Origin of the sequence: Chlorobium sp., assembly GCF_036528655.1 — a bacterium.
GTDB lineage: Bacteria > Bacteroidota > Chlorobiia > Chlorobiales > Chlorobiaceae > Chlorobium.
Genome location: NZ_JAIGND010000024.1, coordinates 1 through 21,974, shown reverse-complemented (window position 1 = coordinate 21,974; position 21,974 = coordinate 1). Strand labels below are relative to the sequence as shown.

The 21,974-nt window shown below is 50.7% G+C and carries 19 protein-coding genes; 12 read left to right on the top strand and 7 right to left on the bottom strand.

Going from position 1 to position 21,974, the window contains the following annotated elements:
* Positions 1 to 176 precede the first annotated feature (176 nt).
* The 6 genes from mntA to K4305_RS06845 all read left to right on the top strand — a co-directional run bounded on the left by mntA (position 177) and on the right by K4305_RS06845 (position 5,582).
* Positions 177 to 596 carry a type VII toxin-antitoxin system MntA family adenylyltransferase antitoxin gene (mntA, locus tag K4305_RS06870; protein ID WP_442880433.1) on the top strand — a complete coding sequence of 140 codons (420 nt, stop codon included), beginning with the start codon at positions 177 to 179 and terminating at the stop codon, positions 594 to 596.
* 373 nt (positions 597 to 969) lie between these two features.
* A complete protein-coding gene (locus K4305_RS06865; protein WP_331561664.1) occupies positions 970 to 1,386 on the top strand; it encodes a TIR domain-containing protein in 417 nt (138 codons plus the stop codon).
* A gap of 7 nt (positions 1,387 to 1,393) precedes the next feature.
* Positions 1,394 to 2,347: a caspase family protein gene (locus K4305_RS06860; RefSeq protein WP_331561663.1), complete on the top strand. Its 954-nt coding sequence runs from the start codon at positions 1,394 to 1,396 to the stop codon at positions 2,345 to 2,347.
* A gap of 90 nt (positions 2,348 to 2,437) precedes the next feature.
* Complete coding sequence (locus tag K4305_RS06855; protein WP_331561662.1) at positions 2,438 to 2,860, top strand: hypothetical protein; 423 nt, start codon at positions 2,438 to 2,440, stop codon at positions 2,858 to 2,860.
* Between the two features lie 108 nt (positions 2,861 to 2,968).
* Positions 2,969 to 4,261, top strand: coding sequence for an FRG domain-containing protein (locus K4305_RS06850; RefSeq protein ID WP_331561661.1), 1,293 nt, complete (start codon positions 2,969 to 2,971; stop codon positions 4,259 to 4,261).
* Positions 4,262 to 4,643: 382 nt separating this feature from the next.
* Entirely contained in the window at positions 4,644 to 5,582 is a 939-nt protein-coding gene (locus K4305_RS06845) for a toll/interleukin-1 receptor domain-containing protein (RefSeq protein ID WP_331561660.1), read from the top strand.
* A 1,087-nt stretch (positions 5,583 to 6,669) separates the two neighbouring features.
* Here K4305_RS06845 and K4305_RS06840 read toward each other — a convergent pair.
* The 4 genes from K4305_RS06840 to K4305_RS06825 all read right to left on the bottom strand — a co-directional run bounded on the left by K4305_RS06840 (position 6,670) and on the right by K4305_RS06825 (position 10,825).
* On the bottom strand, positions 6,670 to 7,641 hold the full coding sequence (locus K4305_RS06840; protein ID WP_331561659.1) for a KamA family radical SAM protein: 972 nt from the start codon (positions 7,639 to 7,641) through the stop codon (positions 6,670 to 6,672).
* Positions 7,642 to 8,121: 480 nt separating this feature from the next.
* Positions 8,122 to 9,288 carry an ATP-binding protein gene (locus K4305_RS06835; RefSeq protein WP_331561658.1) on the bottom strand — a complete coding sequence of 389 codons (1,167 nt, stop codon included), beginning with the start codon at positions 9,286 to 9,288 and terminating at the stop codon, positions 8,122 to 8,124.
* 105 nt (positions 9,289 to 9,393) lie between these two features.
* Entirely contained in the window at positions 9,394 to 10,263 is an 870-nt protein-coding gene (locus K4305_RS06830; protein ID WP_331561657.1) for a UbiA family prenyltransferase, read from the bottom strand.
* Between the two features lie 160 nt (positions 10,264 to 10,423).
* Entirely contained in the window at positions 10,424 to 10,825 is a 402-nt protein-coding gene (locus K4305_RS06825) for a COG4315 family predicted lipoprotein (RefSeq protein ID WP_331561656.1), read from the bottom strand.
* 346 nt (positions 10,826 to 11,171) lie between these two features.
* Here K4305_RS06825 and K4305_RS06820 point away from each other — a divergent pair, with 346 nt between their 5' ends.
* Complete coding sequence (locus tag K4305_RS06820; RefSeq protein WP_331561655.1) at positions 11,172 to 12,257, top strand: alkene reductase; 1,086 nt, start codon at positions 11,172 to 11,174, stop codon at positions 12,255 to 12,257.
* Between the two features lie 52 nt (positions 12,258 to 12,309).
* Positions 12,310 to 12,468, top strand: a complete 159-nt coding sequence (locus tag K4305_RS06815; RefSeq protein ID WP_331561654.1) for a hypothetical protein — start codon at positions 12,310 to 12,312, stop codon at positions 12,466 to 12,468.
* A 3-nt stretch (positions 12,469 to 12,471) separates the two neighbouring features.
* Here K4305_RS06815 and K4305_RS06810 read toward each other — a convergent pair whose 3' ends face one another.
* Positions 12,472 to 12,786, bottom strand: a complete 315-nt coding sequence (locus K4305_RS06810; RefSeq protein WP_331561653.1) for an HPF/RaiA family ribosome-associated protein — start codon at positions 12,784 to 12,786, stop codon at positions 12,472 to 12,474.
* Between the two features lie 730 nt (positions 12,787 to 13,516).
* Here K4305_RS06810 and K4305_RS06805 point away from each other — a divergent pair.
* The 4 genes from K4305_RS06805 to htpX all read left to right on the top strand — a co-directional run bounded on the left by K4305_RS06805 (position 13,517) and on the right by htpX (position 20,668).
* Complete coding sequence (locus tag K4305_RS06805; protein ID WP_331561652.1) at positions 13,517 to 15,220, top strand: cation:proton antiporter; 1,704 nt, start codon at positions 13,517 to 13,519, stop codon at positions 15,218 to 15,220.
* A 29-nt stretch (positions 15,221 to 15,249) separates the two neighbouring features.
* The gene (locus K4305_RS06800; protein ID WP_331561651.1) at positions 15,250 to 16,185 is read left to right on the top strand and encodes a universal stress protein; all 936 of its coding nucleotides are present in this window, start codon (positions 15,250 to 15,252) and stop codon (positions 16,183 to 16,185) included.
* Positions 16,186 to 16,195: 10 nt separating this feature from the next.
* Entirely contained in the window at positions 16,196 to 18,895 is a 2,700-nt protein-coding gene (locus K4305_RS06795) for a cation-transporting P-type ATPase (RefSeq protein ID WP_331561650.1), read from the top strand.
* Between the two features lie 897 nt (positions 18,896 to 19,792).
* Positions 19,793 to 20,668, top strand: coding sequence for a protease HtpX (htpX, locus tag K4305_RS06790; protein WP_331561649.1), 876 nt, complete (start codon positions 19,793 to 19,795; stop codon positions 20,666 to 20,668).
* 109 nt (positions 20,669 to 20,777) lie between these two features.
* Here the strand turns inward: htpX and K4305_RS06785 are convergent, their stop codons facing one another.
* Complete coding sequence (locus K4305_RS06785; RefSeq protein ID WP_331561648.1) at positions 20,778 to 21,188, bottom strand: hypothetical protein; 411 nt, start codon at positions 21,186 to 21,188, stop codon at positions 20,778 to 20,780.
* 88 nt (positions 21,189 to 21,276) lie between these two features.
* The gene (locus K4305_RS06780) at positions 21,277 to 21,768 is read right to left on the bottom strand and encodes a thermonuclease family protein (RefSeq protein ID WP_331561646.1); all 492 of its coding nucleotides are present in this window, start codon (positions 21,766 to 21,768) and stop codon (positions 21,277 to 21,279) included.
* Positions 21,769 to 21,974 lie beyond the last annotated feature (206 nt).

Genomic DNA, 21,974 nt, shown 5'->3' with positions numbered 1-21,974 from the left:
AAACGATAAAGCTATACGCTACGAGTATAGAGACTTGACGCACGGGGAAAGCCACATCATTTGATGAGGCGGGATTGGCTTTTTTTGTGTTGTGATGCGCGACGCACTGATTGAGTGAGGCGCATTGAATATATTTCAAAGGTAGTCATACTTTGTTATCGAGGAGGTGGAGAATTATGGGAACAGAAGATAAGCGCATGGCGACCGAGTCAATTGACATTCAGATCCGGAAAGTGCTTGAACGGCATAACACCATCCGTTTGGCGCTTTTGTTTGGCTCATTGGCCAAAGGTACCGCTCATTGTGAAAGCGATCTCGATCTGGCGGTCGGTGCGGATCATCCGCTCGACACAGATGAAACCATGAAACTGATTGCAGACCTTGCAGAAGCTTTAGGCCGCCCTGTTGATCTGATCGACCTGTCAACAGTTGGAGAGCCTCTGCTTGGCCAGATCATAGCAGGAGGACGAAGAATAGTTGGCAGCAATACGCTCTATGCCGAGTTATTGCTCAAACATCTTTATAACCAGGAGGATTTTGTGCCTTATCAGAGAAGAATTCTCAAGGAGCGGAGGGAAGCATGGATTGGCCGTTAATTGAACAGAAACTTGAGTCGTTGCGTCGTTCAATTCTCAGGGTTACGCAGCCGAGCTTGCCATTGCTACTGCCCATATCCGGGATTTCGAAGAGTTTGACCAAGCGGTTTCGCGACTGAGCGATACGCACTGACTTATTCATGATTTTCGAGGTGCAAAGAAGATATCTCCCATTTATAAACCGACAGATTTAAATATTTGTTAATGCGTTTAAGTTTCATATAATTAATAAGTTGGCTGGTCTGTGAGTGTGAATGTGAAATTTTCTTATACAGAAAGCAGCTTTCTGCTTATCCTGAATTAGACAGATCAGTCTAAACATTGTTAGATCAGTGCAGTGCGAAACCAACCAATTGAAAAAGGAGAAGTTAATATGCCAGTGCATAAGACATACCGGCTATTTATTAGCCATTCATGGGCCTATGGAGATGCGTATGACAAGTTGGTTTTGTTCTTCAACGAGCATCCAAATTTTCAGTGGGTAGACTACTCCGTTCCAAAAAATGACCCTATTCATAATGCTCCAAACGATATGGCTCTTTATGCTGCGATTCAAAACCAGATGAGGTTCGCAAATTGTGTCGTCATGTTGGCTGGTGTATATAGCACTTACTCAAAGTGGATAAACAAAGAGATTGAGATAGCAAAACAGGTCTACTCAAAGCCTCTGATCGCAATTGAACCTTGGGCTTCGGAAAAAACCTCAAAGATAGTCAAAGATAATGCGGATGCAGTGGTTAAGTGGCAAAGCGCATCGATTGTGAAAGCTGTCCGGGAATACTCAATTTAGGTGAATCATGAGAAAGGCACTTGTCGTCGGAATAGACTATTACGAGAACGTTAGTCGTTTGCATGGTTGTGTAAACGATGCATACGCAGTAAAAAATGTTCTTGAAAGGCATGGAGATGGCTCGCCCAATTTTGGCGTCAATACAATTGTTTCCTCAGATTCCACTTCTAAGATTGAAAGGCGACAGATTAAAGACCTTGTGACTGAGCTGTTTAGAGATGACGCTGATATTGCGCTATTCTATTTTTCCGGTCATGGGTACATTGAGTCAACGGGAGGTTATCTTATTACATCAGAATGTACCGATGGAGATGATGGCTTTTCAATGGATGAGTTGCTGACTATTGCAAATGCATCAAAGGCAAAAAATAAGGTAGTTATCTTAGATTGCTGTCATTCCGGATTGGTCGGAAGCCCGTCAAGCGCACAAGACAAAGCATTCTTGAGTGAAGGTGTAACAATACTTACAGCATCGGCAAAAGATCAGTATTCAATCGAATCAGGTGGTTCTGGTGTTTTCACGTCGTTGTTCGTAGACGCCTTAAATGGCAGCGCCTCAAATCTTGTTGGTGATATTACGCCAGGTAGCGTATATGCACACATCGATCAGTCTCTAGGCCCTTGGGAGCAAAGACCAATTTTTAAGACAAACGTAAAGAGATTTATTTCTTTGCGTGAGGTCCAGCCGCCAATTGCGCTTGATGACCTGAGGCAGATAAACAAGCTTTTCCCTGACCCTACGTTTAATTTTCCTCTGGACCCTAGCTTCGAACCAACATCAGATACGCCAGACGAACAAAACACAGAAATATTTTCATTGTTACAAAAGTACAGCCGAATAAATTTAGTTAAGCCAATAGACGAAGAGCATATGTATTATGCCGCCATGAACTCAACTGGTTGCAAACTAACAGTGCTCGGGGCGCACTATTGGAATTTAGTAAACAAAAGCATGATCTAACAATCGCATTCACTCGGATAGCAAAAAGCGCTGCTCCTTCGTCGCGCTGCTTTTTGCCGCCGGGGATTTGCGACGATAGGGCTTTCACTCATGAGCGACGACATGACCATTACCGTTTCGTGCATGGATTGTGGTGCTTCTCTTCCTAAAGAATGGGCCCATCATCCTGCGCCAGAACATCTATGTTCACAATGTGGGTCGGTTAAGAAATCAATCGGTTTGAATGCTGTTGAGAACATCGGGCTTGAGATTCACGACAGTCTCCGGGCCAAGGCGAAAAACGTGAAAATGCCGTTCAAGAAGAATCCGCGCGTCGACGTATTCGCTGGCGATGACTTGAGAAAGTCCGATAACAAATGGATGACCAAAGAGCGGGTCATCGACAAAGACAAGAATCTGTACAGAGAAATTGTCAAAGACCCAAAAACCGGAGAGATCGTTCATCACAATGAAGAACCTTTATCCGAGCATTTCGGCCATGGCTCTGCAAAGTCCAAGCCGCCCAAGCCCTAACCCGGCGGTCAAAACGGACCTTGCGCATAAAGCCGCGCAAGGCCGGTTACGTTTACGTTAAATTTTTAAGGAATCGATCATCCCATGTACAACCTACTAGTAACCGCGATGGATGGCGCTTGGGATGAAGGGTTTTATGAGTATGATAAAAGTCGCTTCCTTGAATATACGAATGAGACCATTGCGTCTGCTTTAAAAGAGTTAAGCGACGCTCATATTGAAAATCTGAAAAGCTACCCTTGTCTATTTGCTTATGAAGGGGAAAATTCAGATGTCCGAGTTGGTTATCTGACATCTATTAAAGAACGTGGACGCAACCTTCTCATAGAGTTTGAGTTCGAACAAGACATCGAACCAATACCATTTTCCCAAATCCAACCGATCGCCACATTGCTGGATATCCGTGGCTGGGAAATGAATAGGACTCATTGGGCGGTTAAAGACGAAGACCTATTCCAGAGATTTCGAGATCGAGGAATTCTCCCGCCTGACAAGCAAACAAAAATCACTAAGCAGGAACGACCCACCACTGAAAGAAGCTCAAACCCGAAGGTCACTAAGGTTCAGGGGTTTATTGGCAAGGTTTTGGGCCTTGAGCAGACAGATGGTTACGAAGTGTTTTACCGTGGTCACTCAAATAAGAAGAAGTACAAATTAGAGCCTTCACTGTTTAGGAAAGATGAAGAAGGAAATTACCTTTATAAAGACAATGAGCATATTTTATACAGAGAGCTATTAGTCTCCAACTCCGCTGACTTTCAATCAGACGTTTACACGCTTGATAGTCTTGTGAGGATGCAGCATTACTCATTACCAACGAGACTTCTCGATATAACATCAAACCCTTTAATTGCCCTCTATTTCGCGTGCAAGTCATCCGTCGACGAAGACGGGGAAGTAATTGTTTTCTCAATGAAACGAAAAGACATTAAGTACTTCGATTCCGATGTGGCTAGCTGTATTACTAATTTAGCTCGCTTACCGCAATCTGAGAAGGAATCAATAAAGTTTGAAGAAGAGGGTTTTAATGAACAACCACCAATCAGGCGATTGCTGCACTTTATCAGAGAAGAAAAGCCGTTCTTCGAGCCAATCATAATCCCCGATGATTTGCGAAAAATAATTTGCGTAAAAGGAAAACAGAGCAACGATAGAATCTCTTCTCAGTCTGGAGCATTTCTTTTGTTTGGGTTAGACGCAGTATTTGATGAAGAGGGAACTGCGGAAATTAAGGTATCAAGAATCACCATCGCGAACAAAAAAGCTATATTGAAAGAGCTGGACCTATTAAATATCAATGAAAGCACAGTGTTTCCATACATTGAAAACTCTGCAAAATACGTTGCGGAAAAGTTCAAATTTAACAAGTCGATACAGCCGACCGCTAAACGCGGCGGCTGATTGAAGCGTTCACTCGCCCTGCGGTCGAGTGAACGTGGCCGGGACAGAATTAAGGGACGATGTTTGCTTTGAGTACTTATTAGGTATGCGGAGTGGTGAAGCCCGTTCGACGAGGGTCCAGTCCGTCAGTGATACCGACATCAGGAGTTGTCTAAAATCTGTGTCATGTCGGGGTGAAAAGTAAATGAAGAGAATGTCGTTCCGGAATTTAAGGTTTAAATATTTGTAACTGCCGGTAAGCCTTTTTTGGATAATTAATTGGCTGGTCTGTGATTATAAATTTGAAATTGTCTTATACAGAAAGAAGCCTTCTGCTTTTCCTGAATTAGGCAGATCAGTCTAAACATTGTTAGAGCTCACCACTCATCATCACGGAGCCGGAATGACTTCTCTCCCACCGAAGGTGTTCGTTTCATATTCTCACGACAGCGATTTGCACAAGGACTGGGTGCTTAAGCTGGCAACAAGGCTTGTTGCTAATGGCGTAGACATCCTCCTTGATCAATGGGATCTCACACTCGGTGATGATCTACCTCGTTTCATGGAGTCAGGGCTAACAGCCGCAGATCGTGTTCTGTCCATCTGCACAAGCCAATACGTTGAAAAAGCTAACGCTGGCACCGGCTGCGTTGGCTACGAAAAAATGATTCTCACAGCCCAAATGATGCAGAACGTCACCGCAGACCGCATCATCCCAATAATCCGGGCAAATACGCTAGCGCAGCTGGTTCCAATCTTCCTCTCCTCGCGCGTATACGTTGATTTTCGCGATGATCTTGCATACGAGTCAAAGTATGCGGAGCTCCTTCGCGACATCCATGGCCAAGGAGTAAAGCCTAGACCACCACTCGGAGCGAACCCTTTTCTCTCAGCACCTACTCCGACTCCACCACTCATATCTTTTGGCCCCGAGCGGTACGTGTCACCGTCTCTTGCCGGCACAGTGGTTTTCGACTACTCGAACAACAACGGACGGTATGTCGTCGGTGCTGGCGATATGGCATTTGAGACTGCTTGGTCTCGCGGAGGCAATAGTTCTATCCACGCATACACTGATCCGCCGAGCATTCGGTCTGTCGCGCTCGCACTTGGGGCGGAGAGCATTGCCGATATCACCGATGCGTCAGCGTATGACACATCTTCCCGAGTAAGGAGTCCACGACTTGGTGAAATCGCTATTTGGCAGAACACTGCCGGTTACTACCTCGCCACCAAGATCGAGAAGCTCCAGAGTCGTGGTCACGGCAGCTCTAAGGACGAAATTACGTTCTCCTATGCAATCGCACCAAACAAATCGGCATCCTTTGCCCCTGCAAAGTGATCTCTAACATTACGTTCGAGCGGACCTGCGCGAAAAGCCGCGCAGTCCGCTCAACTTCACGTTATGCATATAGAAGATGAAGTACCGACACCATCAATTGGAGTATGAGATAGACGACGAATGGCTCGCCGAGGCGGGCGCTGTCGGTTTTCGACCGAACCGTGAATGTTATAGTGCGGCACCAGTAGACGGAGAGATTCTTATTGTTCCAATAGCCAGCGTTGAGCCTTTAACTGAGAGAGCACGATTGAGGGGCGTCTTTTGCGACGACAGAGAAACCGGTGCTACCGCGAAAGAGAGGGTGATTCGCTTACTTCGTTGGTTCGTTGCAGACGAAGCGGTGGAGCCGGTTAAGGCGGCCACCTCAAACGATCCAGATTACAGATATATGCTTGTAGAAGGTTGTCATCGCTTTCATTGTGCGCATGCAGTGGGTTTCATGAGCGTGCCAGCGACACTGAGGAGGAGTGACTGACCTATAGGCGACTTTGAGACACTGATCTGTAAGTAAAAATACTCTAACATACTTCTAAAGAATAGTTTACACGTTCCGCGAAATGCGAAACGGTTTTTTTGTCGCCCTTGCACTCCGGAAAACTGCCTGAACGATTCGTTCGGCTTCGGGATTCAGGAGGTCGTTTTGCCCCGGAAACGTAGCGGTGGATGAGGCTCGACACAAGAGTCTGGTAGGGGATGGGTTGTTTGTGCTACCGGTATGTCGTCCCTACGGGACTGAGGAGAAAAGCGGATGTCTCCCGCATCGGGATTTAGCGACCATGCCTTTTCAAAAACTCCATAGGCTTGTTGATTCGTAGAGTAGGGGCCGCTGTAAAGCAATGTAAATCATTGTAAAGATTTGATGTTGCGCCTCAGGACGATGCTGAAATAGGCCGAACACTTTTGTCTTTGCCCGTTAACTCCCGATGAAAGCTCAAGACTGATTAGATGCAATATTGAGCAGGTGTTGGTTGAAGAGGGGAATAACGGAAATGTTTCTGTGATCCGGCAGCAGGAAAGGGAGTTGGCGTCGAGGAAAAAGACCCTGACGCCGAAGTTTGTCTGGAAGCACGGCTTATCGATGGCCGCTTCATCCGATAGAGCGGGTCTTGTTATTGTTCTGATCGAGGGTGCTGAGATGCGGAATGCAGAAGCCGGAGGTGGTGTTTTCCAGCTGCCTTATCAGCTTGCGTGCGCTTTCGCCGTCGAGCGTGAAGTGGCGGTTGCCGGGAGAAACGATGCCCCAGGTCGCGTAGTAGGGCATAGTGCGATGCTGAACCAGTTTTTCGTACAGCGTTCTCAGGGTGTTCACATCGTCGTTGATGCCCTTGAGTATCGGCCCCTGCTGGAGAAGCACGATTCCGGCATCGGAAAGTCGGTCGAGCACGCTGCACACCTCGTCACTCAACTCTCGCGGATGAATAAAAGAGGTGATCATGACGAGGGGTTTAAACCAGCTGAGCATCCTGATCAACTCATCGGTAAAGATTTCCGGAGCGAATATGGGCGCACGGGTAGTAATGCGGATGATTTCCACATGGGGAATGCAGCGAACTTCATACAATGCGTGTTCCAGACGATCGGGGTTTCCGTACATCGGATCACCGCCCGTGAAGATCACGTCACGGATCGATTCGTTTTTTCGAAGATACCCGATGGCCTTGTCGAGCCGCCGTCCATCAAGAGTTGAAGCGACTTTCTCCGACCTGAAGCAAAAACGGCAGTGGGAAAAACAGGCGGTAGTGTACATAAGCAAAACATTGCCCGGATAGCGGTGGATGATTCCTTCAACCGGCTGATATTTGGCCTCGTCCCGATGAATATCCACCGCTTCATCATCCGGGTATCGTACCAGCTCTTCAACTGAAGGAATGGCGAGCTTCCTGAGCGGATCGTCAGGATTGTCGCGATCCAGCAACCCTGCATAATGCCTCGTGATTTTCATCGGCATTATCGGCCTGCATTTGCAGATTCCCTCTTTCTCTGCATCGGTCAGCGTGACATACTCAGCGAGCTGCTCCTGTGTGGTGATAATATCGTGTTTCAGGCGCCTCCCGTTCATCGTCTTCTCCAGTTATTGCTTCCATCGAATACCTTATTTTTTGAGGAAATAATGTAGCTCAAAACATTGTTACGTCATCGTTACTTCTCATGTTTTGTTCAAGATAATCATTTCCAGGGTGCTGATTTTGGAACTGTATGTTGAGGGCAAGTTCATAACCATGGCAACGTTTACTTTGGAGAGAGCGCCTGTGTCGCTTCTTTTTTTAACCGACAGGTCGGGACCGGTGGGGATGGGTTGCATGTGCTGCCGGCATGTCGTCCCTGGGGGACTCGGGAGAAAAGGGGATGCCTCACGCCGTGATTTAACCTCCATGCCTCTTCAAACCCCGTAGGGGTGCAATGTCGGTAGAGAAGCGCTCCCTCCTCCCACATCCAGCTCCGCAGGAGCTGCATGAGACTCCGGGGCATCGATCCGGATTCACAATAAGTCTGCAAGGTATTGAAGAGAAACCGGATAGAAGCGACAGGCGCGCTCCGTTCAGGGCTCTGCCCATTGTGCGCAGTCGCGCCAGCTCATGACGCTTACCCCGCCTCTTTCGTATGAATCGTCACCTCCGTAGATCAGCCAGGGCTGAAGCGCCTCGTCAGCGGCAAATCGTGCGGCTTTGAGGCCTGAGAGGATATAGTCGCCGGTAATGGTCTGGCCTGATTTTATTTCTATCGGCTGAAGCATTCTGCCTCTTTCAAAAACAATATCGGCTTCGAGCCCGTTGTTGTCGCGCCAGAAGTAGAGGTCGGCAGGAAGTCCTCGGTTATACCGGGCTTTGAGGCATTCGCTGACGATGCATGATTCAAAAATTGCTCCTCTCAGGGGATGAATGGCAAGAAGTTCGGATGAACGGATGCCAAGAAGCCAGCAGGCAAGACCCTGATCGATAAAATAGAGCTTCGGCGTTTTTACGAGCCTCTTTCCGAAGTTTCTGTAGTATGGCGGAAGCAGATGAACAAGGTAACTCGATTCGAGCACCGAAAGCCATGAACGGGCGGTTGTATGGGAAATGCCTGTTTCGCCCGCAAGAGCATGCAGGTTCAGCATCTGTCCGTTTCTCCCTGCACAGAGGCGCACAAAGCGCTGGAAGACCGACAGATCCTGAATTTTTATGACCTGCCGGACATCCCTTTCGATATATGTTGCCGTATAACTTGAAAACCAGTCGCCATGCAGCATGTTTCGGGCATGAAGGGCGGGATAGCATCCCTGCAGGAGCAGATGGTCGAGAGATATCGAATGCTCGCCAACTCCCGGTATTTCCGACAGCGATAACGGGAGCAGCGTGGTCATGCCCACGCGGCCGGCAAGCGACTGGCTTACTCCGGAGAGCAGTCCGAATTGCTGTGAACCGGTTACGATGAATTTTCCGGGAACCGGCGCTTCGTCAACCATGCCCTGAAGGTACGAAAACAGATCAGGCCAGCGTTGCGCCTCATCGAAGATGGCTCCATCACGGAACCGCTGAAGGAATCCTTTCGGGTCTTCCATCGCGAATGCCCGTTCTGCCGGATCTTCAAGCGTAACATATGGCTTGCCGGCAAAAACGGATTTTGCCAGCGTTGTTTTTCCCGATTGCCTTGGTCCGGTTATCGCAATAACAGGAAATGCGTTGGCCAACCGCTGAAGCGTTGCTGTCATGTTTCGATAGATCATAGGAAATTATACGATTTTAAAGTTGAAAATTCAAATTGTATAAAATGTATGGATGGCGAGGAACCCGGACGGGGAGGCGTTGTCCGTTGCGATGAGGAAAATAGGTCAGTTCGAGTAAAAGGCGATCAACCCGAAGGAGACAAAGAGCACGGAGGCCAGAAGAATGGTATAGTCGCTGATTTTGCGCATGAAGGCCGTTTTGTTCTCCTTGTACAGGCTTGCGATTACGATGACGGCGACATTGTTCGCCAGAAGGAAATGGGTGGATGACGGAAGATTTTCCGCGTTGGTGAAGTAGAGCAGGAGCAGTCCGCTTATCAGGCTCGTGACGATGAGAAACCGCTTCGTTTGCGCGAAGGAGAGCGTGTTGGCGATTGTTTTGATGCCGCTGATAAGGTCGCCCCGATGGTCGCGCATGTCCCACATAACCTCCACGAAAAACGCGCATATAAACACATACCCCCAGCAGATCCAGGCTTTCAGCGACAGCGCCTGACCCTCGAAAAACAGGGGCAGAAAGACGAGTGCTGTGGCCCAGTCGATTGGAGGGGTGAGGTTTTTGACGATGTAGATGTCTTTCAGCCGCCGGGCTCCGTTCAGGCGATGGGAGAGGAAGGCAGGAAAGCATTTGTGGTTGTAGAGAAAACCGATGAGGATGACGATTGCTGTCGTCAGGAACGCGGACTGCCCGAACTGAAAGGCTATGACGAGCGAGACCATGGAGAGCAGGTAGAAGGTCGCGTACGTGATAAGTGCTTCGTGCCGGAGGGCGTTTTTCAGCCCTTCGGGGTCGTTGGTCGCGTCTTCGCCTTCGTCGGTAAGTCTGTTGTCCTGGTAGATCGAAAAGGTCAGAAAGAAGACCGTCAGAACGGCCCAGAGGTTGACCTGAATATCGAAATATACTGACCAGCTCGCGGCTCCGAGCGAGGAGAGAAGCGACAGATGCAGTTTGTTTCTGAAGAAGTAGTGCGGCACGTTCTGTTTTTCCTTTCTGTTTTAGTAAAGGGTGCCTCTGTAGCGTTATCGAGCAACAGATTAGCTGCGTTGTTCCGTGAGGCCGGGGAACTCCGTCTGTTTTCTTTGATCGCTCATCAAACGTTGCAGATGTGCCCTGAAGTTATTTCGAAGTTGGCGATTAGATATCCTGTTTTGCCATCTGCGGGAATTTGCCCGGGTCGATGACGAACAGTACCTCGTTGAGTTTATGGCCTTTCATATCGCCTGCGTGCTGGTCCATGAGATAATAGTAGAGCGGATAGCCGCGGCAGGTGTTCTGTTTTTTTCCGTCAGCACGGTCTATGGTGCCGAAATCTGTCGTCTTGAGGGGTTCCGATACGGTGAGCATTGCTCCGCTGAAAAAGGCCGGCCATTTTTCCAGACAGGCACCCGTGCAGTTGCTTGTGTTGGGGGAATCTTTTTTAAACCAGCAAAGTGTTTTCCCGTTGCCGTCGGCAAGATAACTGCCTATACCCTCTTTCTGCATGACCTTGACGTTTTTATTTGCAGCAGTAGCGGAATGCTGAACGATAAACATCATCGCAACGCCTAATAATAAACTGCATAATTTTTTTCATAACACGCGCCCTTTGCGTTTAAATGGATTGAGTACGTATCATCGGGTACTGCTTTTGAAAAAAAGCAATGACCGCTTATATCTATGGGGGGCGCGAAACAGTAGGTAAATATTTCAATGAAAACACTCCCGAAAACATAAAAAGTTTCAATTTCGGCAGTTCTGCTTCGAAACACAAAGCGTATTCTCGGAGATATCTGAACTATGCGACGGCGAAGGCAATGTTATGCAACCACCTTCCTGAACCCTCAGGTTCATAAATGTGTTAAAAAGTAAATAACCGAAACATTCACCGTTGAGGGATTCTGGTATGTCTATACTCTTCACTCCCGCCGAACTCGGCCCGATAGCGCTGCAGAACCATATGGTGATGGCGCCGATGACTCGCAGTCGGGCACCTGGCAACATTCCCAACAAGATGATGGCAGAGTATTACGCCCAGCGCGCAACGGCCGGGCTTATCATCACCGAGGGCACCTCCTCCTCGCCGAACGGCCTTGGTTACCCGCGCATACCGGGAATATTTTCCCTGGCGCAGATCGAGGGATGGAAAGCCGTTACCGGAGCGGTGCATGAAAAAGGTGCGAAGATCTTTCTGCAGATCATGCACTGCGGGCGGATATCCCATCCGCTGAACATGCCCGGGGGCGCCCGCGTGCTTGGGCCTTCGGCTGTTGCGGCCGCCGGCACGATGTACACTGATGCTGCGGGGTTGCAACCCTTTCTCGTGCCGGAGGCCATGAGCGAGGAGGATATCCTGTCATCCGTTGCTGAATATGCCGATGCCTCACGCAATGCCCTTGCGGCAGGGTTTGACGGCATCGAGCTGCACGGTGCGAACGGCTACCTGCTTGAACAGTTCATCCGTCCGAATACGAACCTGCGCACCGACAGCTACGGCGGCTCCATTGAAAATCGCACGCGGTTTGTGCTCGAAGTGGTGGATGCGGTGATCGGGGCCATCGGCAGGGAGCGGGTGGGCATACGGCTTTCACCCTTTGGAGTATTCAACGACATGCCGCTTTACGACGCTATGGAGGAAGAGTACGACTTTCTGGCCTGGCAGCTTGACGCTTCAGGTCTCGCCTATATCCATCTCGTCGACCACTCCTCGATGGGCGCTCCCGTTGTGCCGGAGAGCATCAGGGCGACCTTTCGCAAGTCGTTCAGGGGCTCGTTGATACTCTCAGGTGGTTACGATGCGGAGCGGGCCGAAAGCGATCTGGATGCGGGCAGGTGCGACCTCGTGGCTTTCGGAAGGCCTTTTCTTGCGAACCCCGATCTTGTAGAGCGGTTGAAAACCGGCGCGGAGCTGAACACGCCCGACATGGAGACCTTCTATACTTCCGGATCGAAGGGATATACCGACTACCCGATGCAGCATTCGGTCTATTGATCAGGCAAACCGGGGACAATTGCCGGCTCAGCCTAACCAAAAAGGGACGCGAGTGCTCAGCGACGAGCGGATTCTCGGCAGTGATTCGTTTGTCACGGATGTGCTGAAAGATGCGGAAGATCGCATGGAGATACCGTTGACTTCTGATGAACGTTTGAGGTTTCAGATATCCTCTGCGCTGGCAGGATTCCTTCTGCCGAAGCATTCCTGATTTTCAGTTGTCCAGTTTCCCAAGGGTGGTGTCGATGGAACGCATCAGTTTTTCGACAGCACCATCGACGGCCTGCTCCGTAGTCGCCGAGTGGTGGCTCACCGCGAGAGGCTGGAGCCCGGCGAGACGAGCCTCAAGGAGGCAGCGCTTATCATCCGTGCCGAATTTTTTGTTGCTGTTATCATCGCTGAGGTGAACTTCCACGCGCGTTATTTTATCGCCATAGCGCTCCAAATTGTTTTCCAGTAAGGCCTTGAGCTGTTGCGCCAGTTCGCTGTTGCCTTCGATATTGCTATCCGTGTTGATCTGAATGATCATGTGGTTCTCCTTTTGCAGGGTGATTCAGCATAAACGTTTATGGTTGATCGCATCTGTTCCGGTATTAGTCGGCATCACTTCGTTCGTTTGATAACGACTTCTATGCCTATATTCAGGACCTGACAGTCCCGGGCTATCCAGCACGTCATCAACCTCCGGATGTGCTCATTTCTCAAACTCAATTGCTTTTGTTTCTCAGTCATGGGCTGGCGCTGATTGTGAACCGGATCGTATCCTGCTGATTGTCTCTTATGCTGTCTATGCGTCTTCCGGCTTCATTGTCAACAGTAATGCAGACAGGCAACGCTTGTGTGGTTGTCATAAAGGAATATCAGCCCATCATTTATTCTCTATAACATAATATTCTTGAGAACAGTTCTTATGCCGTCGATAAAACCCTTTTATTCTGTTACTTAATTCCACTCTTGCTCCTTTCTGCAGGTTGCGATTTCCACTACGTACTACGTATTGAGTTGCCCTTATATGAATAGCTTGCGAAATGTTTTTGATCTATTGACTGTTAATAACAATGACTCTAATGCAGTTATTTACTGTTCGATGTAGGCTTGCTGATCCGGATAGGAATTTATTCATTACTAAAAAAGAGTCGTCATTTCCTCATAGGCCATCAAATGATGCAAGGTCAATCACGAGCAGATGATTATGACCTTCAGGTTGTTTTTTATGTAACAAGCATTGACTTTGTAAAGTTATAACGTTTCCTGTCGCTATGCCGGACTGGTCGTTCATCCATGCGGTGCCTTTTTTTGAACTGACGGCCTTGCTTGTGCTTGCCGCCGGCATCGGTTTCGTTGGCCTGCTCCTTCGCCAGCCGATGGTTGTGAGCTTTATAGCGGTTGGCGTCCTGGCAGGTCCTTCGGCGTTTGATATCGTGCAGTCGCCAGAGAACGTCGAACTGCTTGCCGAGCTCGGCGTTGCGCTGCTGCTGTTTCTTGTGGGGCTTAAACTCGACCTTTCTCTTATACGCTCGCTCGGGCTTGTTTCTCTGGCAACCGGTCTCGGTCAGGTTCTTTTTACTTCGGTTATCGGTTTCGTTATCGGTCTGCTTCTCGGCCTTCCCCCGATTCCGGCTCTCTATGTCGCTGTAGCGCTCACCTTTTCCAGCACCATCATCATCGTCAAGCTTCTTTCCGATAAAAAGGAGGTTGACTCCCTGCACGGACGTATTGCCATCGGATTCCTGATCGTTCAGGATCTGGTTGTCGTGCTTGCCATGATGGTGCTGTCGGCTTTCGGCGTCGGTATGCTGGATGGTGCTGACGGCTGGTACGTTCAGCTCGCTTCCGTACTTTTTTACGGAGCGCTGCTTCTGGTTTTCGTATGGATGTTCATCCGTTTTGCTGCCACACCGCTTGTCAGTCGTATCGCTCATTCGCCGGAACTGCTTGTTACTTTCTCGCTCGCATGGGCGGCGCTGCTTGCGGCTCTGGGCAGTCATTTCGGGTTCAGCAAGGAGCTGGGCGGACTGCTTGCCGGCGTTTCGCTCGCTTCGACCCCTTTCCGGGAATCGATTGTGTCGAGGTTGGCGTCGCTGCGGGATTTTCTGCTGCTTTTTTTCTTTATCGTGCTTGGCATGCATCTCGATCCGGGATTGCTGGGATCCCAGATATGGCCGTCGATCGTTTTTTCGGTTTTTGTGCTGATCGGCAATCCGCTGATCGTGATGGTCATCATGGGCGCCCTCGGTTACCGCAAACGTACCGGTTTTCTCGCAGGTCTCACGGTCGCCCAGATCAGCGAGTTTTCGCTTGTTTTCATGGCAATGGGGCTCTCTCTGGGTCATGTTCAGCCGGAGACCCTTGGGCTGGTTACGCTTGTGGGCCTCATTACGATTGCCACTTCCGTCTACATGATCACCTATTCCCATACGCTCTTCAGCATGCTTGAGCCGCTTCTGGGTGTTTTCGAGCGGAAGAGGGGCATCGTCGAAGAGAGCGAAGAGAGCAGGGCGCTGCATGATAAACCATACGACATCATCGTGTTCGGACTCGGGCGCTACGGCAGCGCCGTTGCCGAAAATCTCTTGCGGGAAGGATTCCGCATTCTTGTCGTCGATTTCAATCCTGACGTCGTCCGTAAATGGAAGCAGGAGGGGTGCGATGCGCTTTACGGCGACGCATCCGATCAGGAACTTGTAGCATCGCTGCCGCTGCGAGGCGTGAAATGGGTTGTATGCGCCCTCTCGCAGCATGATCTCGGGGTCTCTTACGAGGATCCTCGCCTGGTGCTGATCGATGCGCTCAAGCGGAATGGATATGGCGGAAAAATCGCCGTTTCGACGCAACGGATGGAAGAGGTGCAGCAGCTTCGCGAATTCGGATCGGATCTCGTATTCCATCCGTATCACGATGCAGCCCGACAGGCGGCAGAACAGATTATGGCGGAAGCTGCTACATACCGTTCGGCAAGGTAGGGAACAGTCATTCATACAAGGAGGCAATCATGCACAATGCTCGTAATATTCTTTATGTCAGCAACGATTCAGGAGATCCCTCCGAAGGGATGAAGCAGGCATTGGCGCTCGCTGCCCTTAACTGTGCTGAGCTGACCGTGCTGCTGGTCTATCCCGAATTGCCCAAAGGCAGCCGGTATCTGGTTCCCCGGTTCGAGGAGTTTCTTGCCGCAAGGCTTCGCGATTCTGTCGATTCGATCTCTACAGGCCGGAACCCCGACGAGGCGCCGATTTCGATTGTGGTTGAAGGAGGAAGCAGGCCACCGGCGATACGCGTCATTCAGCGAGTATTGCAGGCGGGGCATGATCTGGTCATCAAGGATGCCGAACCGAAAGCCGAAGGGCGCGGTTTCAGGGCGACCGATATGACAATGCTTCGAAAATGCCCCTGTACGCTCTGGTTGGTAAGGCCGCCGCTTCGTGCTTATGACGAGATGCATATTGCCGTCGCCGTCGATTCCGAGTTTCGCGACGAAGCCGAGCGGGATCTTTCCCTCAGACTGCTTCGGCTTGCTGATGCGCTTGGGCAGCGCCTGAAGGTTGAACCGACCGTGCTTTCCTGCTGGGATTTCGAGTTCGAGGAATATCTCCACAAAAGCCAGTGGCTCGGGTCTGTCGATGAGCACCCTGCCAATACGGTTACTGCGGTGGAGCATCATCACCGGATAGCGCTCGATGCCCTGATAGCCGAATCGGGGATGCTGGGTATGTATCATGTAAGGCATCTGCGCGGACGTGCCGATGCGGTCATTCCGCTTTTTGCAGACCGGGACCGGGTTGATATCCTCATTATGGGGACTGTCGCCAGAACAGGTATTTCAGGCTTCATCATCGGCAATACCGCCGAAAATATTCTCGAGGAGATAAGCTGCTCGCTGGTTGCGCTCAAACCCGAAGGGTTCGTTTCTCCAATCAATGCCCAATGAGAACGATGATATGATCGATAGTGTGAAATATCATGGCGAATCTGTCGATAGCGTTTTCCGGACGCTTTCTTCTTCCTCGAACGGTCTTTCCGGCCAGGAAGCAGAAGAGCGTTTCAAGCAGCATGGCCCGAACCGGCTGAATCCGCCAGGAAAACAGAATCCGCTCGTCAGGTTCCTGCTGCAGTTCAGGAATATTCTCATCTACGTCCTGCTTGTTGCCGGATTGGTTACGGCACTGCTCGGTCACTGGATCGACGCGTGGGTTATTTTTGGCGTTGTCGTCATCAATGCGCTGATCGGGTATGTTCAGGAAGGCAAAGCCGAGAAGGCGCTCGATGCCATAAGGGATCTCCTTTCTCCGCAGGCTCTTGTCAGGAGGGGCGGGATGCAGGTATCCATACCCTCCGAGGAACTTGTGCCCGGAGATGTGGTGATTCTTCAGTCGGGGGATAAAGTGCCTGCCGATGTGCGTCTTTTCAGCGTCAGGGACCTCAAGATAGACGAAGCCATTCTTACGGGGGAATCGCTTCCGACGGAGAAAAAGAGCGATGCGGTTGCCGCCGAAGCATCTATAGGTGATCGTGCCTGCATGGCTTTTTCCGGAACGCTGGTTACATACGGAAGGGCTGAGGGAGTCGTTGTCGAAACCGGCGACGGCACCCAGATCGGCAGAATCAGCACCATGCTCGGTACGGTCGAAACGCTTCAGACTCCGCTCATGCGTCGTCTCGAAGAGTTCGCCCGAACGCTTTCGATCGTTATCGTCTCGGTATCGGTTCTGTTGTTTCTTTTCGGGGTATTCGCAAGAGGATATTCCGTATCGGAGATGTTCAACGCAGCGGTTGGCATTGCCGTTGCCGCAATTCCCGAAGGACTTCCCGCCATCATGACCATAGCCCTTGCCATCGGAGTGCAGGCGATGGCCCGTCGCAAGGCGATTATCAGAAAACTGCCTGCGGTAGAAACTCTCGGTTCGGTATCGGTGATCTGTTCCGATAAAACCGGAACGCTTACCCGAAACGAAATGACCGTCCGTTCGCTCGCGTTGTCTCAAGCGATCTTCGACGTGACCGGTTCAGGATATATTCCCGATGGTGCCTTTCTTTCGGACGGCAGGCAGGTCGATCACCAGAGCATCGAATCTGTAAGGGCTATTGCCCAGGCTTCGCTGCTCTGTAACGACGCATCGGTTCGCCATCACGAAAACCAGTGGCTTCTTTCCGGCGATCCGACCGAAGGCGCTCTCTATGTACTGGGCATGAAGGCTGGTTACGATCCAGAGGCCGTAAGGAATGAGTGGCCCCGCATCGATATGATTCCCTTCGAATCCGAACATCGCTTTATGGCTACCCTGCACCATGATCATCATGGACACGGCAGAATCTATATGAAAGGGGCTCCCGAAGTCGTGCTGGCAAGATGTGCCAGGCAGCGCAACGGCGAAGGAGAGGGCGTTCCGGATTTGTCATACTGGGACGAGGCGATGCTCATAATGGCCTCGCAGGGGCAGCGCCTGCTTGCCGTCGCCTGCAAGGAGGTCGATCCGGAAAAAACCGGACTGGATTTTTCGGATGTCGCCGGCGATTTTGTTTTTCTCGGCATCACGGGCATGATCGACCCGCCTCGCGAGGAGGCGATAGCCGCCGTACAGGCCTGCAAGAGCGCGGGTATACGCGTAAAAATGATTACCGGCGATCATGTCGATACGGCAAAAGCCATCGGAGCGATGATCGGTATCGGTGAGGGCATGCATGCCGTAACCGGCGCGCAGATCGAACAACTCGACGACGGCGAACTTGAAGATGCCGTCCTGCGGCATGACGTGTTCGCCCGCAGCAGTCCGGAGCATAAGCTTCGTCTGGTCAAGGCTCTGCAGGCCAGGGGTCATGTGGTTGCCATGACCGGCGACGGTGTGAACGATGCGCCGGCGCTCAAACGGGCCGACGTCGGCATAGCCATGGGGCTCAAAGGTACCGAAGTGTCGAAAGAGGCTGCCGAAATGGTGCTTGCCGACGATAACTTCGCGACCATAGCGAGTGCGATCGAACAGGGCCGGACGGTCTACGACAACCTCAAGAAGTCGATTCTCTTTATATTGCCCACCAACGGCGGCGAAGCGCTGAGCATCCTTTTTGCCATAGCTCTCGGCTACACGCTTCCGGTCACCGCCGTGCAGATTCTCTGGGTGAACATGGTTACGGCCGTAACGCTTGCCCTCTCGCTCGCGTTCGAACCCGCCGAAGCGAACGTCATGCGGCGGAAACCTCGGAAAAGCGACGAACCGATTCTTTCGCGCTATATCCTTTGGCGGATCATGTATGTTTCCATCCTCCTGATGATTGGTACCTTCGGGCTCTTTCTCTGGTATGAGCGCGCCGGATATTCCCATGAATTCTCGAGGACGGTTGCCGTCACGACGCTGGTCATGCTCGAAGTTTTCTACCTTTTCAGTTCGCGTTTTTTCGTTTCCTCCGTTTTTTCGGGAAAAGCCGTTACCGGAAATCCCGCGGTACTCTATTCTGTCGGCATTCTTCTGGCGCTGCAGGCGCTTTTCATCTACGCGCCGTTCATGCAGAAGCTTTTTGCCACAAGACCGCTCGGTCTGACCGAATGGGTAATTATCATGGTTGTAGGCTTTATCTTGCTGCTGCTCGTTGAACTTGAAAAATTCATTGTAAGAACGTTTTTCAACAAGTCCGGCATACAGTAATAAGCTGCCGGAGTGCCGGTCGCATACTATGTCTGCATACACAGGACTGTGCAGGTATGGCTCACGGAGACCGTGAATGAAGCCGGACATCAGAGGAAATCGGCCCAAAGCGTTAGAGATTCTGAAAACGCCCTGAATCCCGTTTTTCAGGAATCGGCGGCATCGTTATGTTTATGTTATCCTGCCGTTGATTGTTTATGGAGCAGCCGGTATTGCCCGGGTGGAACGGTGGACTAATCAGAAGACGGCAGGGATTATTAACGGTGTTTCTCCTGCGTCCGTAAAGGTTATTCCGCGATAGGGGGATGGCTGATGAGTGCGGATTGAAAGATCTGTTTTCAGGAAAACCGGGAATCGGGATCGATCAGCATCCCTGACTGTTCTTCAGCGTAATTCGGGATGGCATTTCTGGCCTCGATATTGCGAATTATAATAGGAATCCCATAGGGGGGCATCGTGAGTCATGATGCTTCCGCTTTGCAAGTTAAGGTAATTCCGCAGATTTTTCAGATCGTCAGGAACTTCCGGTTTTTCGGTTCCTTTCAGTTTTCGGCTGTCGATCCGCTTGCCGCGGGGTTATGCCTCGCAGTTTAACAATGGATTCTACAGCTTAATGGAGCGTATCGAGCATATCCTTTTTTTCTGGCTTTTGCGATAATCGTGGTGGTTACGTTATAAGATAGACGAGCCTGGACCGGAATGAGACGGATTCTGATATTACTAATCAGATACTCCGATCTGCATGCGTGTCATTCCGGAAATTTTCTCTTCAGAAGCGATTATGGTTTTTCATAAGCGGAGAATTTCTTATTTATCCGAAGAGACTGCATGGTCTGCTTAAGTGCCTATCTTTACATGTATAATCAATCAATAATATTATAAAGCAGGAGCACCTGTATGAAACGCGTATTTCTTTTTGTATTGACCAACTTTGCGGTGATAGCTGTTCTGTCCGTCAGCGCCCGTCTTCTGGGCGTCGACCGCTTTTTAACCGGCAACGGGCTCGATCTGGGCATGCTGCTGGCATTTGCTGCCCTGATCGGCTTCGGCGGTTCTTTTATTTCGCTGCTGATGTCGAAAACCATGGCAAAGTGGAGCACCGGCGCACGGGTTATCGAGCGGCCATCCAGCCAGGAGGAGGCATGGCTCGTCGATACCGTGAGACAGCTGTCGAAAAAAGCCGGATTGCCGATGCCTGAAGTGGCCGTCTTCGAAGGCGCTCCGAATGCCTTTGCCACTGGGCCGAGCAAGTCGAAATCGCTGGTGGCCGTCTCGACCGGGCTGATGCAGAGCATGAATAAAAAAGAGGTGGAAGCCGTGCTGGCTCACGAGGTGGCCCATATCCAGAATGGCGATATGGTGACACTGACGCTGATTCAGGGCGTGGTCAACACTTTCGTGATCTTTCTGGCTCGTGTCCTGGCCTATGCTGTCGACAGCTTTCTTCGCCGGGACGAGGAGTCCTCTGGCAGTCCGGGTATCGGTTACTGGATCAGCAGCATTGCTTTTGAGATTATGTTCGGCATCCTTGCAAGCATCATCGTTATGTACTTTTCACGCAAGCGTGAATTCCGGGCTGATGCGGGAGCGGCTGCGCTGATGGGCGACCGTCGTCCTATGATTGACGCTCTGCGGGCTCTGGGAGGTCTCCAGGCTGGCCAGTTGCCGAAGGAGATGGCGGCAAGCGGGATTGCGGGAGGCGGCATGATGGCTCTTTTCAGCAGCCATCCTCCCCTTGAATCGCGTATTGCCGCGCTGGAGTCGGCACGTTGAGATTGAGATGCTCTTTGCAAAGCCCCGTGAAAAAGCGGGGCTTTGCAGTTTCAGGGCGTCGGATCGCATGCCTGGATGAGCGAGGTTTTGCTGTCGGTCGATTCGGGATCTACCCTTCGTCGATCTGGCGGAGGATTTCTCTCAGCGAACCGGCCGCGTTCTGTTTTTCTTCATCTGCGTCAGCATTATAAAAACCGATTATTGCCTTGCCGCCGATACCGATCGGAGGATATTGCTTTTCTGCAAGCATAGGCATGAGGGCAAGTATTTTGGATGCCGTATTCCTCTCCATGCCGTTGATTCTTCCGACGACCTCTTCGGCGATGGAGGCAGTGTCCTCCTCGTCGAGACCGGCAACGTAAGACGCGCTTTGCACGGCTCCGTACTGGAACCCGAGTAGGGCAAAAACGATGTCTCTGTTCGTGTTGTTATCGAGTCCGGCCGGGCATTGTCCGATTGCTTCAGCCAGGAATTGCAGCGTCATTTTCGTTACGGCTTCGATGTTCTGATTGTTATGCATGGCTATGTGTTTTGAGTTCCGGTCGCGTTTTGGTGGATAATTCAGCCCCCCAAAAAAACGTATTCCGGCTTGCGGCAGCAGGTATCTCTCAGTTGCGTTTTCCGTTACGGTATTTCCATGGTGGCACCGGATCCGAGTCTCGCCACAAGCCTCGCCCGGCTTTTCTTGCTTCGTTTTCGAGCCTCTGCAGCATCGGATCGTTCGAGTGTTTCCGGTAATGCCAGGCATAACCTGCCCTGACGAGTTCGGCGTTGAGATTCATTTCGCCAATATATATCCAGGCTACGTTTCTTCCGTATCGGTCGCGATCCACACTGCGGATGGTTACCTGTTTTCCGAAAACGAGCGAGCTTGTGAACTGACGGGCTTTCCTGCCGAACGGCTGTGTTCTTTCGGGACAATCGATACCGTAGAGCCGGATTTTTTCCTGCGTGTTGTCGGCGTAGAGAATGGTTATGGTATCGCCGTCTGCGATTCTGACGACGCGGGCAGATTCGGGTGACTCGCTGCATGAGGAAAAGAAAAACAGAAGGGGGAGGAGAAAGATGCGGAGTCTGGCTCGGAGGAAAAGCGCAGACATGATTACAAGAGGGGATTGATAGAGGAATCCTTGATGCATAACGAGAATATTTAACAACGAAAATCGGTTTTATGAGAAAGTGGTGTTCTGTGTAGTTGATCGACAATCACCTTCCCGTTGAGCGGGTTCTTCTGCCAAGGGGCAGATGGCGCCGGAATCGGTTCAAGCCTGATGACCTTCTGAACATAAGGGATTTTAGTATTTTC